The following is a 13881-nucleotide window of genomic DNA, read 5'->3' on the forward strand; positions in this document are numbered from 1 at the left end:
TGATTTTTGTTTTTTTCTTTTCAAAAAGCAGGCCGCTTTATATATAGCAGACCTGCTTCCCCTTGATTATTGAAGCAATTTTTTCTTTTTTAAATAGGCTTCGGCTACTTGAAATGCATCTTTCCCCTTCACATTGACTTCGTAATTCATTTCTCTCATCTCATCATCTGTGATTTGACCAGCGAGCTTGTTGAGAGAGGCCTCAATCTCAGGATACTCTTTTAATGTCTCCTGTCTTAGCAAGGGCGCTCCTTGATAGGGCGGGAAAACATGCTTGTCGTCATCCAGCACCTTCAACTTGTATTGTCTCAATTCACTGTCTGTCGAATACGCATCGACCAACTGAATATTCCCTTTTTGAATGGCTCGATATCGAAGTTTCGGTTCCATCGTGACCACGTCGCCAAAAGAAAACTGATAAGCTTTTTGAATGCCTAAATATCCATCCTGACGATCAGAAAACTCTAAAGTAAAGCCAGCACGTATACGATTCTTGATTTGACCCAGATCTGAAATCTTTGATAAATCATATTGATCCGCTAGTGATTGAGGCACGGCTAAAGCATATGTATTGTTATAAGCCATCGGCTGAAGAAGCTGAAGCTGAAAGGATGACGCCATACCTTGGCGCGCTTGCTCATACACTTTTTCCTTATCCGTGCTTTTTGCTGTTTCTTTCAGAAATTCAGAAATCGCTGTCCCTGTAAATTCAGGATAGATGTCAATATCACCAGATCGCAGTGCTTGAAAAACAAAGGACGTCTTACCAAGACCAGGCTTAAGATTGACTTGGATATCTGTATCCTGCTCAATTAAAAGCTTATACATGGAGATCAAAATTTCAGGCTCTGACCCCAGCTTCCCTCCAATGGTGATCTCTTTCTTTTCTTGTTGAAACAGCAATGGGGCAGCGACAACTGCTCCTGCTATTACAGCAAAGACCGTCACAGAGATCACGGTTTTTTTAAAGGAGATTTTCTCAAGTGTCCGCAAGACCACATCAAATAAGAGCGCAAGTAATGCAGCTGGAATAGCACCAATGATGATCAACGACATATCATTTCGATCAATTCCAAGCAGAATCAGACTCCCTAATCCACCTGCCCCAATAAGAGCTGCAAGAGTGGCTGTCCCTACAATGAGGACCATCCCCGTTCGGATACCTGCCATGATCACCGGCATAGCAAGAGGGAGTTCTACTTTTAATAAGCGTTTGCGGTGATTCATTCCCATAGCGAGCGCCGCTTCCCGCAGCGACGGATCGACCTCACGAATGCCTGTATATGTGTTCCTTAAAATAGGAAGAAGAGCATAGACGACAAGAGCGATAATTGCGGGCACTTGACCAATCCCAACGAGAGGAATCAGCAGTCCAAGCAGCGCCAAAGACGGAATTGTCTGCAAGACAGCCGTCACCCCAATGATCCACTCTGCTATCTTAGGGACTCTCGTTAAATAAATCCCTAAAGGAATGGCAATCAAAATCGCTAGAAATAACGCAATGAAGGAAATTTGAATATGCTCAAGTAAGGCGTGTCCGAGCTGATCTTTTCGAGCCCATAGCACACTGGTCCATTCATTCATGTGTCTCGCCCCTCTCAGCAGAAGTACCGGCTAAATACTGAATCACCGCTTGACGAGTGATGAGCCCGATCCGTTCCCCATCCTTCTCAACAACAAGCTCTTCATGCTCTGCCAGTCGAGATAGAACCTCTTCCAGCGTCGCATGGATGGAGACCGCCTCATCGCCTAACAGATCATCTTGAGGTATGGGCTGAGAAATAGTTGTCAGCTCAAATGCCTGATGGTCTATATGACGGGCAGCTCCTGAAACAAACTCCCGCACAAATGGATTCACTGGATGCTGAATCAATTCCTCTGGGCGTCCAACCTGCACTACTTTTCCTTCATTCATCACACATATCCGATCCCCAAGCTTCATGGCTTCCTGCATATCATGTGTCACAAAAACGATGGTCTTTTGAATACGGCGCTGTAACTCAAGCAGATCATCTTGTAATTTCTCTCTCGTCAGTGGATCTAACGCACTAAAAGGTTCATCCATTAGGACAATCTCAGGATCAGCAGCAAGTGCCCGTGCTACGCCGACTCGCTGCTGCTGTCCACCTGAAAGCTCTGCTGGCTTTCGATGTCGATAGGTAGAAGGCTCAAGCCCCACCATGAACATCAACTCATCAACACGCTGATTCGTCTCAGTCCGCTTCCATTGTTTCAGCTCTGGCACTACAGCAATATTCTCTTCTATGGTCATATGAGGGAACAACGCTATTTGCTGAAGCACATAACCAATATCCCAGCGCAGCTCATAAATATCATAATCGCTGATGGTTCGACCCTTTATGTAAATCTCACCTTCTGTAGAAGAGATGAGACGATTGATCATTTTCAAAGTCGTCGTTTTCCCGCTTCCACTAGGTCCAATCAATACAAAAAATTCACCTTTCTGAATCTCCAAATCAACAGATTGAACGGCATAGCGGTCATCAGAAAATTGCATCGATACATTCTTAAATTCAATCATCTTCCCACGCCCTGACTGCAAGTATATTTTAAAATACCAATATGACAGATTAACCTAGTATTTGTATAGAACAAACTGTCACGTTGACTCTCTTTTTACATACTTCCCCTAGTTAGACTGCCAGAAACGACTTTCTCATAAAAGTGAGACAAATAAAAAAAGCGAAGAGCTCAAGGCCCTTCGCTTTTAAGTCAACGACTTACTCACCAGTAACGTATGGAAGTAATGCCATTTGACGTGATTTTTTAATCGCTAATGTCAATTTACGTTGATACTTAGCGCTAGTTCCTGTTACACGACGAGGTAAAATTTTACCACGCTCAGAAACAAACTTTCTAAGAAGATCAACATCTTTGTAATCGATGTGCGTGATTCCGTTAGAAGTAAAGAAACATACTTTACGACGTTTCGCACGACCGCCTCTGCGTCCACCTGCCATTTGTTTTCACACCTTTCCTTTGGTCATTTTTTTCAGATCAATTAGAATGGCAAATCATCATCGGAGATGTCAATCGGTTTACCATCATTCGCAAATGGGTCATCATTGAAGCTATTTCCCTGATTACGATTTTGGTTGTTTTGATTGCCATATGGATTTTGACTTGGTTCATTTCCAAATGGATTCTGATCATTTTGGCTGCCGCCATAATACTGGCCTCCGCTATTGCCACCGCCGCTGTATCCACCTGAACCAGCACCGCCGCTTTTAGGCTCAAGAAATTGAACACTTTCAGCTTGAACTTCTGTCACGAAGACACGCTGTCCTTGCTGGTTTTCATAGTTTCTTGTCTGCAAGCGACCGTCTACACCGGCAAGACTTCCTTTTTTCAAGAAATTAGCCACGTTCTCGGCTTGTCTTCTCCAAGTAACACAGTTAATGAAATCGGCTTCACGCTCTCCAGATTGATTCGTAAACGTACGATTCACAGCTAGAGTAAACGTGGCTACAGCCGCACCATTAGGCGTGTAGCGAAGCTCAGGGTCTTTTGTTAGTCTTCCGACCAATACAACACGGTTTAGCATATTGAAAGACCACCTTTAAATATATATTTCAATGATTTATTCTTCTTCTTTAACAACAATGTGGCGAATGATATCGTCACTGATCTTAGCTAAGCGGTCAAATTCTTGAACTGCTGCAGCGTCAGATTGAACGTTTACGATTTGGTAGAAGCCTTCACGGAAATCGTTGATTTCGTATGCAAGACGACGTTTACCCCAATCCTTTGTTCCAGTGATCTCCGCACCGTTAGAAGTTAACACGTTATTAAAACGGTCGATAACTGCTTTTTTAGCCTCATCGTCAACTGTTGGGCGGATGATGTACATAACTTCGTACTTTCTCATCTGATTGCACCTCCTTTTGGTCTAAGCGGCCCTATACGGGCAAGGAGCAATAAATTATATTACTCACAATTGTATATTATAACAAATTACTTTGCCTATGACAAGAACCTATACGTTAAAACGGAAATGAATGACGTCTCCATCTTTCACTATATATTCTTTACCTTCTAAACGAACTTTTCCTGCTTCTTTTGCAGCAGACATACTTCCGCCAGCTAGTAAATCTTCATAAGCAACCGTTTCAGCACGAATAAATCCACGCTCGAAGTCCGTATGAATGATTCCAGCACATTCCGGCGCCTTCATTCCTTTTTTAAATGTCCAAGCACGTACTTCTTGCTCACCTGCTGTGAAATACGTAGCTAAGCCAAGAAGTGAATAAGACGCTTTAATCAACTGATCTAAACCTGATTCTTTGATGCCTAGCTCTTCAAGGAACATTTGCTTCTCTTCTCCTTCAAGCTCTGCAATTTCAGACTCAATCTTCGCACAAACGACGATGACTTCAGCGTTTTCGCCAGATGCAAACTCACGAATTTGCTGTACATATTCGTTTCCGTCCTGATCTGCTACTTCGTCCTCACTCACATTTGCTACATACAGAATAGGTTTTGACGTGAGTAAATGAAGCTGCTTCACAAGCTTCTGCTGCTCATCTGTAAATTCAACCGATCTTGCAGATTTTCCAGCTTCAAATGCGTCCTTCAGCTTTTCCAAAATATCAAATTCAGCTACCGCTTCCTTATCTTTTTGTTTCGCAAGCTTACTCACACGAGTTAAACGCTTTTCAACCGTTTCTAGATCAGCCAAAATCAATTCTAAATTAATCGTTTCAATATCTGACACTGGGTCAACCTTACCTGACACATGTGTAATGTTATCATCAGCAAAAGCTCTCACCACGTGACAGATCGCATCTACTTGACGAATGTGAGAAAGGAATTTATTCCCTAAACCTTCTCCTTTAGATGCACCTTTCACAATACCAGCAATATCAGTGAATTCGAAAGCAGTCGGAACTGTCTTTTTTGGCTGCACTAATTCTGTCAGTTTTTGCAAACGCTCGTCTGGAACTTCTACAATTCCGACGTTTGGATCAATGGTACAGAACGGATAGTTAGCAGACTCCGCTCCAGCCTGTGTAATTGCATTAAATAGCGTTGACTTCCCGACGTTAGGTAAGCCAACAATACCAGCTGTTAAAGCCATTCTTTCATCTCCTCTATATGAAACGTGCTCGTTATACTGCGTAATATGAACCTAGAGCAATTATAAGTAGGTTTACATGAAAAGACAAGCTAACCATCATGCATTTTCAATAGAAGAAACATTACCAAAAAGACTAAATCGGAGCTTTAAAATGAGAAATTGCATCTGTTTCTCTGAACAAAAGACAAATTTCATCAAAAAAGCATGAGGCCTACTTAAGCAGTTGGCTCCTCATGCTTGACGAGAATTTTCTTCATTTTTCGTTCAAAATCTCTTCTTGGGATCATCACGCTGTGCCCACACCCTTCGCATTTAATACGAATATCCATGCCCAAACGAATGACTTTCCACCGATTGGCACCACATGGATGGGGTTTTTTCATTTCAACGACGTCATGTAACCCAAATGCTTTGTCTGCCATCAGCATTCACCTCTCTTGCTCACTTCATTAAATCTATTGTACAAAAAAATGCCGATAGAGAGCAATGCACAAAATAAAGAGCCGCTGTCATGTATCAATCCCGTTCTTTTTTATAGAAAAAACCCTTCTTTTAGATCATTTTATTTGTGACCAATAGTTACTTAAACTCCGCTTTTTTTCAATATTGTCACAAACACTGTAGGTCAAAAGGTTTTTATTGGTAGAACGCTGTGGTTTTTCCATATTTTTTGATTTATGATATCTGCATAAATGTTATGTGAGGGAGCAGGTACGATGGTCAATCGAAAGGATAGATTAACCGACAAAGATTATAAAATCATATCCGATCACGCTGGAAACGCAGAGAATTACCAGCAGAACCATACGATAGAAGTAGGTCAGCATACGCTCACTGTCAACGATTTTCTAAAAATAGATCATCAATTATATGGTTTAACGATGCAGCAGGAACAGTCAGATGAGTTCATTGTCGCGTTTCACTGTCCTCTGCCAAAACAAATGACGGTGACATCGACACAAGAAGTTCAAACGGCTACCCAATCATTGTTAAAAACGGATTATGCCTACCCCATTGAAAGAAAATCCTTAGCCGGGAAACAAGATCATGTCTTTTTTAAAGGGAAGGAATACATCGAGGACGTCTGTCAGAAGCACCCGAATGCAACCATCTATCTCACTGGACAAGCGCTTGCCGGTGCTGTTTGTGCTTACATTGCGACAGAACAGCCAGCTGTCAAAAAAGCCATCACATTCGATAGCCCAAATATATGGAGCAGCCTGGCACCTTCCATTCAGCAAAAAGCAGTAGAAGGAAAATATACCCATGCTCTCACGGAATATATTCAACCCAATCATTATGTAGGTTTACTCAATCGCCATGATCATGGAGTTGGACAAGTCAAGTACACCGTACCGCCCCGGGAGCAGGGATCGGTCCAAGAATCCATAAAATATAAACCAAGAGAAATTGACACCTTTTTAAGATCAGCTTTTGCATCAATGAATATAGAGTGGAACGAATCGTTTGATACAAATGCATTTTTAGCTCTCGTTTCAGGAGAATTTAAAGCAAATGGGTATTCATTCCATCCGAATGGAACCGCTCGTATTTTAGATGAACAGCTTGATCACAATACAAGTTTTACAGCGATGCTTTTACAAGAAATCCATTCAGGCCGTGCATATGCACAAAACGGGCTTGAAATTATCATAAAATCCCATTTACTAAAAAATTCATCGTATGATCTACAAAGTATTATTGAACATGAAGTACACACTGTATTTGAGAAAATAGATGGAATTGATGATAGTGTAAAAGATGCCGTCCATCATGTAAAACAAGAACTGAAAGGACTTGTCGGCTTCGGTCACTATGATTTATTAACCCATAGCGATGTAGAAGCACTGTTAGAGGAAGTAAGGATGGAGCAGCCGCAATCAACCTTTTATTCTCATGAAAAACAACTGAATGCCTTGTACACCTTGAGAGACTACGAACAAGAACTTTCCACCCTTTCAAGACATATGTACACAATGGGTGATGACTATGCCAAGGCAGATAGACGCCTTGCGATGCAAATGGGTATTCGTTAAGAAAGGAGTCGCCATATGATCAATCAAAATAAACCTCCTAGTGACGCCCAGCGTTTCTTGCAAAATGTGAGTGCCCGCCGCTCCATGTCTGTATTCGAAAGTCAATCTGCACCACAAACACAATCGCAATCACCTGAAGAAATTGCCGCTATTCAGGCCATGCGCAGAGAAGGACAACGAAAAGATTTAAAGCGATTGCTGAAAATGCGGCTTCACGATGAATTGGCAAACACACGCATGCACTTGGAGTACCAATTGTCCAAAACAGAAGACATGATGAACCAGACAACCATTGTCAAACAGCATGTATCCCAGCATTTAAAGGGACAAGCCATCTCAGAAATAGAGGAACGCATGCAGCGTCTCCAGCACATGCCTGTATATGACGATATCAAGGAAGCGATTGATTCCATTTGGATAAAATAAGCACTTCTCTTTGAAAGAGAGGTGCTTATTTTATTTTATCAGTATAATTTTTAGAACGAAAAAATATCTTTTTACTTAAAATCGGATACAGCATTAAACAGACAAGCAAATAAAGATTGAGCAAGCTGTAAATCGGATACAAGAAAGCAATCAAATCAGCAAATCCAAGAGAGGTTAAAGGTGCCATCAAAAGAAGCATGATGAATACAATGAACCAGCGGGGCATTCGTACAAAAGAGAGCATGCGGCTGGATAAACCAAATAATCCCGCAGCGGTTGTTGTATAAATCGCTAAACAAAGAACAATGGTCATAAACACAAACAATGATGTTGGTGCCCCCTCTAATACTGTAAACAAAGGAATCCCCTCTGCTGAAAGACTCCCAGAAATATCAACTAGTATTTCGTTATACACATAAGAAATGACACCAAAAATCAAACCGCTTAATATACTTGCAACCTTGGCCTCTCCAAGCCCCTTCATTTCTTTCCCCACTGAAGACAGCACCGCCACAACAGATAATATATTCAAAGAAGCAAAGACGATACTGGCAGGCCAATTGTATTGCTGGCCAAAATCAATTCTCCACATATGATCATGATTCATATAATAAAAAACAAACGCATAGATGAGCCCCGCCACCAAAATTGGTATAATGAAAGCATTCACAGATAAGAGCCCTTTCACATCCCAGAAAAAAATCATAAATGAGAATAAACAAAATGCACCGATTCCAACCCAAAATGGCACATGATACATCTCAAGTGTCACCCCGCCACCGGCAATCATGACTGTTGTTGTCGTGAATAGATAAAGAACAATTAAAATATCATACACCTTGGCCAGCCAAGGACCTACAAGACGCTCTAACACCGGCACAAAATGATCAGCACGCACCTCATAACTGATTTTTAACACAACATAGGTAGACAGCATAAACATGAGCGTAAACAGTAGAATGGCTAGTCCGCTATCAAGGCCAAAAAACTGCCAAATTTCTTGACCGGAGGCATATCCCGCTCCTATCAAGCTTCCTAAAATTAAAAGCGTCCACCTTGAACCAGCCTTCCACACAATCATCACCTCATAGGTATAGAATTAAGCTTGTTTCCGTATACTGATACTAACTACTATGACAAGGAAGTGAGACCTATGAATAGCAAGAACGGTCTTTTTTTAAGAAATAGGGTGAAAGAATACGTGTCCCATACGGATACAAATGCCATTCAGCAGCTTAAAAGTATTTTATTCTCGCATCTTCAGAAAGCAGGAAAAAGACCCGTTGCCATCGTCTGCATAGGAACAGACCGCTCAACCGGTGACTCTCTAGGTCCACTTGTAGGAACAAAGCTTTCAAGTCTTGATTTAAAAAAGCTGCATGTATACGGCACTCTCTCTGATCCAGTGCATGCGGTCAATTTAAAGGAAAAGCTCGCTGAAATTGAACAAGCTCATAAACACCCATTTATCGTAGCCGTTGATGCCTGTTTAGGGAGAGTGAAAAGTGTAGGATCGTTTCAAATTGGAGAAGGACCGTTAAAGCCCGGTGCAGGTGTGCAAAAAGAGCTGCCAGAAGTAGGTAATATTCATATTAATGGAATCGTCAACGTGAGCGGTTTTATGGAATACTTCGTTCTCCAAAACACACGTCTTCATCTTGTAATGTCTATGGCCAATACACTTTCTGAAAGTCTATCCCACATTGATCAAATGGATTGGACGAGAGAAAAAAGCCGTTCTCTCTTTACCCCTATTCAAAATATCACGGGAAGAATATAAAAAAGACCATCTCATATCAAGATGGTCATTCCGATGATTCTCTCGTAGAAAGCAATTCAAGGATTCTTTCTAAATCTTCATTTGAGAGAAATTCAATCTCAATTTTCCCCTTTTTCTTCTGTTTCTTGATCGTCACTGAAGTACCAAAGTAATTTTGTAAGAAAGATTCTCTTTCTTTCAACACGCGATCCTTTGGTGCTTCTTTTTTCTTTGTTTCACGTGGAACATTTTCATTTAATTGCTGAACAAGTTTCTCAACCTGACGGACATTCAATCCTTCGTCCACGACCTTCTTTACCAATGGCGCCAGCTTCTTTTTGTTTTTCAAACTAAGCAGCGTGCGTCCATGTCCCATGGATAATGTTCCATCCGCAATCAGCTTTTGTACTTCATCTGGTAATGTTAATAAACGAAGGTGGTTCGCAATATGCGGTCTGCTTTTTCCTAACCGCTTGGCTAATTCCTCTTGAGTCACACTTAAGTGATCTAGTAAGGAGGCATAGGCTTCCGCTTCCTCTAGTGGAGATAGATCCTCACGCTGCAGGTTTTCTAAAAGAGCGATCTCCCTCATCAGTGTTTCTGAAAATTCCCTGACGATCGCAGGAATCGTTGTCAAACCAGCTTGTTGCGCTGCACGGAAACGGCGTTCTCCTGCGACAATGTCATATCCTTTAATCGATTTACGAACAATAATCGGCTGTAAAACACCATGCTGCTGAATCGATTCTTTAAGATCAGACAATGCATCATCATCAAACGTTTTCCTTGGCTGATAAGGGTTCGGCCGCAAATCCTTCAACTTAATTTCTTCGACAGTTTCTTCATTGGCATCCACATTGTTAAATAGCGCATTAATACCCTTTCCAAGACCTTTAGCCATTCGCATCCACTTCCTTTGCTAAGTCTAAATAGACATCTGCACCTCTTGAACGTGGATCATACAAGATAATAGGTTTCCCATGACTAGGCGCTTCACTTAGTCTCACATTTCTCGGAATCACAGTCTGATAGACTTTATCTCTAAAGTATTTTTTTACTTCTTCGATGACTTGGATTCCAAGGTTTGTTCTTGCATCCAGCATTGTCAGTAAGACACCTTCAATGGCAAGGTCGGTATTTAAATGTTTCTGCACAAGACGAACCGTATTCAACAATTGACTCAATCCTTCAAGCGCATAATATTCACACTGAACCGGTATTAAAACAGAATCGGATGCAGTTAACGCATTAATCGTCAGTAATCCAAGCGATGGCGGGCAGTCAATAATCATATAATCATAATTTTGCTTCACAGATTCAAGTGCTCTTTTCAGCCTCACTTCACGTGAGATTGTAGGCACAAGCTCTATTTCAGCCCCTGCAAGCTGTATCGTCGCAGGAATGACATCAAGATTTTCGACCTCTGTCGTCTTAATCACATCAAGTACATCTGCATCGTCTACTAAAATATCGTACACGCACTTCTCTACGTCGGCCTTCTCAATCCCAATACCACTCGTGGCATTTCCCTGCGGATCAATATCAACTAACAACACTCGTTTTCCTATGTATGCTAAACACGCACCCAAATTAACAGAAGTTGTCGTCTTCCCAACGCCGCCCTTCTGGTTGGTAATCGCTATGATTTTCCCCACGATGTCACCCACTTTCAACTTAACAAGTTTCTCATTCATTCATACTTCCTATTCTATCAAAAAAAGTATGAAACGTTTGCTTTTTTTGTTCCCCCATTATAAATTCGTGAATGAATCTGTGTTTCCGTACATGAATAGATGCATAAAAATGCGCTTCAAAGATATATTAATATATCTTTTTAAAGGAATAACGAGACAAAAAACCCCCACTTTCATAAAAGTGAGGGAGATACAATCAAAAGTTTAGCCCGCCAATTTTTCGGCCTTCGCTTACAATGACTTTAGGTGTCACTGTTTTATAGTTCTTCTTTTTCAAAAAACCATAGGGTGCTTTAATGGTAAATGTGGCATGTCCAACAGCGTCCCCGGTTTTCGCGTAAGCCTGCCATACAATCTTTGAACAATAAGTAGGGTCCAAGGATTGAATAGACATAGTGATCGAATATCGAGCCTTCGGATGGTCTTTCACGTAATCATGCGCCCAATCCCCTGCTAAATCTGCCTTTTTCTGATGATTAATCCGAATCACCTTTGTATTGGCACTATAGCGAAACCAGCTTTGAATGGAATCAATATTTGGATGCTGCCGGAAACCAGGAATGGATGCATAGCTTTTCTCATTAATGACGATGCCTGCATGACCAATTAAACCATTTAAAGCTCCAGTGCTTGTCACCAATATATCTCCTTTTTGAGGCATAATATCGGTTCCAGGATACGGTTTACCAAAAAGGTGGCGAATGGTATTCGGCCCTTCATCTGTTACCATTTCATCCTGTTTGTTTTGCCGTAAGCCATAGTTCTCCAAATCATCATCAGCTGTGATCACATCGATCGCATCGTCCTGAGACGCTTGCTCTTGATTTAATTGTTGAACCGTTACATCTGTCGAAACCACACCTTGTTTCTTCAGAGTACTCAGTTCTTCTTTCGTAATCGTTTCTTCCGCTGAATGAGTATCATGATTCGTTGACGTGCTCACAGCAAACACAGTCGTTTCATTTGAAAAAAGAGAAAAAGAGATTAGTAAATAACAGATAATAGCAAAAATAGTCTTTTTCATTTTCATCGGTTATATGTCACCTCCCTTCTACTATGAAAATCATATTTTACCAATTAATTAATAATAAGTAAATATCATGAATTGAAGGGAGAGAAAGACAAAAAAGCTGACGAGTAATGCTCATCAGCTTCTTTCTATTTAGGAATTCGAATCGTTAATTGGATATATTCCTCAAATTCTTCTTCCTCGGTATTTATTTTAAGTCCGCTGTCTTCTACCATGTGGAGAGACTGACGAATGGTATTCATCGCAATTCGCGTATCTCGGCTAAACGCCTTACGTTTCGGTTTCGGTTTGCGATCTGTTTTTTGTTCAAGCATCTTCACTACACGCTCTTCAGTCTGTTTCACATTCAGCTGCTTTTCGATGATTTCCTGCAACAGCGTGATCTGTAATTCTGGCAGCTTTAGAGGTACAAGTGAACGGGCATGTCTCTCAGAGATTTTTTTCTCCAAAATGGCTTGCTGTACCTCTTCAGGCAACTTTAAAAGTCTTAGTTTGTTTGCAACAGTCGATTGTCCCTTACCTAAACGCTGAGCAAGCGCTTCTTGCGTTAAATCATGAAGCTCTAAAAGACGTGCATAAGCATGAGCCTCTTCAATTGCAGACAGCTCTTCTCTTTGCAAATTTTCAATCAATGCCACAGATGCCGTTTCCGTATCAGTAAAATCTTTTATAATAGCGGGGATCTTCTCCCATTGAAGAGTTTGTACCGCTCTCCAACGTCTTTCGCCGGCGATCAGTTCATATTTTCCTTCTTCTTCTGTTGGTCTAACAACAATCGGTTGAATAATGCCATGGGTATGAATGGTTGTGGCCAGCTCTTGTATCTTTTCTTCTGAAAAAATGGTGCGTGGCTGAAAACGGTTAGGCATAATTGTGTCGACCGGGAGCTCCTGTATCTCTTCCTTTAATGTTTCATGCTCAGCAATCTCTGCCTCTATTTCGGTATCACGCTCAGGATGTTCTTTGTCACCAAGCCCGAAGAAGCGTGAGAGTGAATGCTTCATGAACCTACACCACCTTTAAAAACTACCTTTTTATAATTCTATTTTCTCATGTTTTTTCCTTCTGTAAAATCATAAATATTGAAGAAAAACCGACCTTTTACATGATCAACCCTCTATTGGTGATTTATTAGGCGTTCCTGGTTTTCTAGGATATTTTTTTGGTGTTTGTTTTTTCTTTTCAATGACAATGATGTTCCGTTCGCTTTCTTCTAAAGGAAGAACAAAGGAATGCTTTTCAACAACCTCTCCTCCGAGGACAGTGACGGCTTTTTTTCCTGCTTGCATCTCTTCATCTGCAGCAGATGCTTTTAATGCAACAAACAATCCTTCCTTTTTCACAAGAGGCAGGCATAGTTCGCTCAAGACAGATAAGCGCGCAACTGCTCTAGCGGTGACAAGGTCATAGCTTTCACGTTGATCTTTACGTTGCCCAAAGGTCTCCGCACGATCATGATAAAAAGTAGTATCTTGTAAGTTTAACCCTTTTGCTAACTCATTGAGAAACGTAATGCGTTTCTGGAGAGAATCAACAATGGTCACATGTAGATGAGGGAAACAAATTTTAAGAGGAATGCTTGGAAAACCAGCACCAGCTCCAATATCACAAATTGTTGTCACATTGTGAAAATCAATAAAAAATGCTGCTGATATCGAGTCATAAAAATGCTTTAAATATACTTCTTCCTTTTCTGTAATGGACGTTAAATTCATCTTCTCGTTCCATTCTACAAGCATATGGAAGTAAGTTTCAAATTGTTCAAGCTGCACTGGAGAAAGAGTGATCCCTTTCTCCTCTAGTGCTGCTGTAAATTGTTCAATGTTCATGCCGACATC

At 41.1% G+C, this 13881-nt stretch carries 16 protein-coding genes; 3 read left to right on the forward strand and 13 right to left on the reverse strand.

From position 1 onward, the window contains the following. Nucleotides 1–66: 66 nt before the first annotated feature. The 7 genes from ACTJJD_RS15165 to ACTJJD_RS15195 all read right to left on the reverse strand — a co-directional run bounded on the left by ACTJJD_RS15165 (nt 67) and on the right by ACTJJD_RS15195 (nt 5520). Nucleotides 67–1584, reverse strand: a complete 1518-nt coding sequence (locus ACTJJD_RS15165) for an ABC transporter permease/substrate-binding protein (protein WP_440608604.1) — start codon at nt 1582–1584, stop codon at nt 67–69. Further along, complete coding sequence (locus tag ACTJJD_RS15170; RefSeq protein WP_440608605.1) at nt 1577–2542, reverse strand: ABC transporter ATP-binding protein; 966 nt, start codon at nt 2540–2542, stop codon at nt 1577–1579. Before ACTJJD_RS15170 ends, ACTJJD_RS15165 begins: the two co-directional genes overlap by 8 nt. A 199-nt stretch (nt 2543–2741) precedes the next feature. Then, nucleotides 2742–2981: a 30S ribosomal protein S18 gene (rpsR, locus tag ACTJJD_RS15175; protein ID WP_008347556.1), complete on the reverse strand. Its 240-nt coding sequence runs from the start codon at nt 2979–2981 to the stop codon at nt 2742–2744. A gap of 41 nt (nt 2982–3022) precedes the next feature. After that, a complete protein-coding gene (gene ssbA, locus ACTJJD_RS15180) occupies nt 3023–3565 on the reverse strand; it encodes a single-stranded DNA-binding protein SsbA (protein ID WP_007497456.1) in 543 nt (180 codons plus the stop codon). Between the two features lie 36 nt (nt 3566–3601). Then, nucleotides 3602–3889 carry a 30S ribosomal protein S6 gene (gene rpsF, locus ACTJJD_RS15185; protein ID WP_008347557.1) on the reverse strand — a complete coding sequence of 96 codons (288 nt, stop codon included), beginning with the start codon at nt 3887–3889 and terminating at the stop codon, nt 3602–3604. A gap of 108 nt (nt 3890–3997) precedes the next feature. After that, nucleotides 3998–5098, reverse strand: coding sequence for a redox-regulated ATPase YchF (gene ychF / locus ACTJJD_RS15190; protein ID WP_007497458.1), 1101 nt, complete (start codon nt 5096–5098; stop codon nt 3998–4000). 215 nt (nt 5099–5313) lie between these two features. After that, nucleotides 5314–5520, reverse strand: coding sequence for a DUF951 domain-containing protein (locus ACTJJD_RS15195; protein ID WP_008347561.1), 207 nt, complete (start codon nt 5518–5520; stop codon nt 5314–5316). A gap of 294 nt (nt 5521–5814) precedes the next feature. Between ACTJJD_RS15195 and ACTJJD_RS15200 the strand changes: the two genes are divergently transcribed. Both ACTJJD_RS15200 and ACTJJD_RS15205 read left to right on the forward strand, forming a co-directional pair. Then, nucleotides 5815–7134 carry a hydrolase gene (locus ACTJJD_RS15200; protein WP_440608606.1) on the forward strand — a complete coding sequence of 440 codons (1320 nt, stop codon included), beginning with the start codon at nt 5815–5817 and terminating at the stop codon, nt 7132–7134. Nucleotides 7135–7149: 15 nt separating this feature from the next. Further along, on the forward strand, nt 7150–7560 hold the full coding sequence (locus ACTJJD_RS15205) for a hypothetical protein (RefSeq protein ID WP_440608607.1): 411 nt from the start codon (nt 7150–7152) through the stop codon (nt 7558–7560). Nucleotides 7561–7585: 25 nt separating this feature from the next. On the opposite strand, the gene ACTJJD_RS15210 is transcribed toward ACTJJD_RS15205, so the two are convergent. Further along, a complete protein-coding gene (locus ACTJJD_RS15210; RefSeq protein WP_079919768.1) occupies nt 7586–8641 on the reverse strand; it encodes a YkvI family membrane protein in 1056 nt (351 codons plus the stop codon). 72 nt (nt 8642–8713) lie between these two features. Between ACTJJD_RS15210 and yyaC the strand changes: the two genes are divergently transcribed. Then, nucleotides 8714–9340 (forward strand): spore protease YyaC, encoded by a 627-nt coding sequence (gene yyaC, locus ACTJJD_RS15215; protein WP_025208343.1) that lies wholly within the window; start codon nt 8714–8716, stop codon nt 9338–9340. A 25-nt stretch (nt 9341–9365) separates the two neighbouring features. Here yyaC and ACTJJD_RS15220 read toward each other — a convergent pair whose 3' ends face one another. From ACTJJD_RS15220 to rsmG, 5 genes are all read right to left on the reverse strand, one after another. Continuing rightward, nucleotides 9366–10220, reverse strand: a complete 855-nt coding sequence (locus ACTJJD_RS15220; protein ID WP_008347572.1) for a ParB/RepB/Spo0J family partition protein — start codon at nt 10218–10220, stop codon at nt 9366–9368. After that, nucleotides 10213–10974, reverse strand: coding sequence for a sporulation initiation inhibitor protein Soj (gene soj / locus ACTJJD_RS15225; RefSeq protein WP_008360890.1), 762 nt, complete (start codon nt 10972–10974; stop codon nt 10213–10215). The genes ACTJJD_RS15220 and soj overlap by 8 nt, the downstream gene beginning before the upstream one ends. A gap of 235 nt (nt 10975–11209) precedes the next feature. Then, the gene (locus ACTJJD_RS15230; protein ID WP_440608608.1) at nt 11210–12043 is read right to left on the reverse strand and encodes an orthopoxovirus pf05708 family protein; all 834 of its coding nucleotides are present in this window, start codon (nt 12041–12043) and stop codon (nt 11210–11212) included. A gap of 128 nt (nt 12044–12171) precedes the next feature. Then, the gene (gene noc, locus ACTJJD_RS15235; protein ID WP_024718432.1) at nt 12172–13047 is read right to left on the reverse strand and encodes a nucleoid occlusion protein; all 876 of its coding nucleotides are present in this window, start codon (nt 13045–13047) and stop codon (nt 12172–12174) included. Between the two features lie 105 nt (nt 13048–13152). After that, nucleotides 13153–13872 (reverse strand): 16S rRNA (guanine(527)-N(7))-methyltransferase RsmG, encoded by a 720-nt coding sequence (gene rsmG, locus ACTJJD_RS15240; protein WP_007497477.1) that lies wholly within the window; start codon nt 13870–13872, stop codon nt 13153–13155. Nucleotides 13873–13881: the final 9 nt, after the last annotated feature.

Source organism: Bacillus sp. 22446 (assembly GCF_052044955.1).
In the GTDB taxonomy this organism is placed as follows: domain Bacteria; phylum Bacillota; class Bacilli; order Bacillales; family Bacillaceae; genus Bacillus; species Bacillus altitudinis.

Excerpts from the sequence above, each read along its gene's own strand:
- noc (WP_024718432.1), bottom strand. The coding sequence starts at position 13,047 with ATGAAGCATTCACTCTCACGCTTCTTCGGGCTTGGTGACAAAGAACAT.
- yyaC (WP_025208343.1), top strand. The coding sequence starts at position 8,714 with ATGAATAGCAAGAACGGTCTTTTTTTAAGAAATAGGGTGAAAGAATAC.
- ACTJJD_RS15205 (WP_440608607.1), top strand. The coding sequence starts at position 7,150 with ATGATCAATCAAAATAAACCTCCTAGTGACGCCCAGCGTTTCTTGCAA.
- ACTJJD_RS15165 (WP_440608604.1), bottom strand. The coding sequence starts at position 1,584 with ATGAATGAATGGACCAGTGTGCTATGGGCTCGAAAAGATCAGCTCGGA.
- ssbA (WP_007497456.1), bottom strand. The coding sequence starts at position 3,565 with ATGCTAAACCGTGTTGTATTGGTCGGAAGACTAACAAAAGACCCTGAG.
- ychF (WP_007497458.1), bottom strand. The coding sequence starts at position 5,098 with ATGGCTTTAACAGCTGGTATTGTTGGCTTACCTAACGTCGGGAAGTCA.
- ACTJJD_RS15170 (WP_440608605.1), bottom strand. The coding sequence starts at position 2,542 with ATGATTGAATTTAAGAATGTATCGATGCAATTTTCTGATGACCGCTAT.
- rpsR (WP_008347556.1), bottom strand. The coding sequence starts at position 2,981 with ATGGCAGGTGGACGCAGAGGCGGTCGTGCGAAACGTCGTAAAGTATGT.
- rpsF (WP_008347557.1), bottom strand. The coding sequence starts at position 3,889 with ATGAGAAAGTACGAAGTTATGTACATCATCCGCCCAACAGTTGACGAT.
- rsmG (WP_007497477.1), bottom strand. The coding sequence starts at position 13,872 with ATGAACATTGAACAATTTACAGCAGCACTAGAGGAGAAAGGGATCACT.
- ACTJJD_RS15230 (WP_440608608.1), bottom strand. The coding sequence starts at position 12,043 with ATGAAAATGAAAAAGACTATTTTTGCTATTATCTGTTATTTACTAATC.
- ACTJJD_RS15200 (WP_440608606.1), top strand. The coding sequence starts at position 5,815 with ATGGTCAATCGAAAGGATAGATTAACCGACAAAGATTATAAAATCATA.
- ACTJJD_RS15220 (WP_008347572.1), bottom strand. The coding sequence starts at position 10,220 with ATGGCTAAAGGTCTTGGAAAGGGTATTAATGCGCTATTTAACAATGTG.
- ACTJJD_RS15210 (WP_079919768.1), bottom strand. The coding sequence starts at position 8,641 with ATGATTGTGTGGAAGGCTGGTTCAAGGTGGACGCTTTTAATTTTAGGA.
- ACTJJD_RS15195 (WP_008347561.1), bottom strand. The coding sequence starts at position 5,520 with ATGGCAGACAAAGCATTTGGGTTACATGACGTCGTTGAAATGAAAAAA.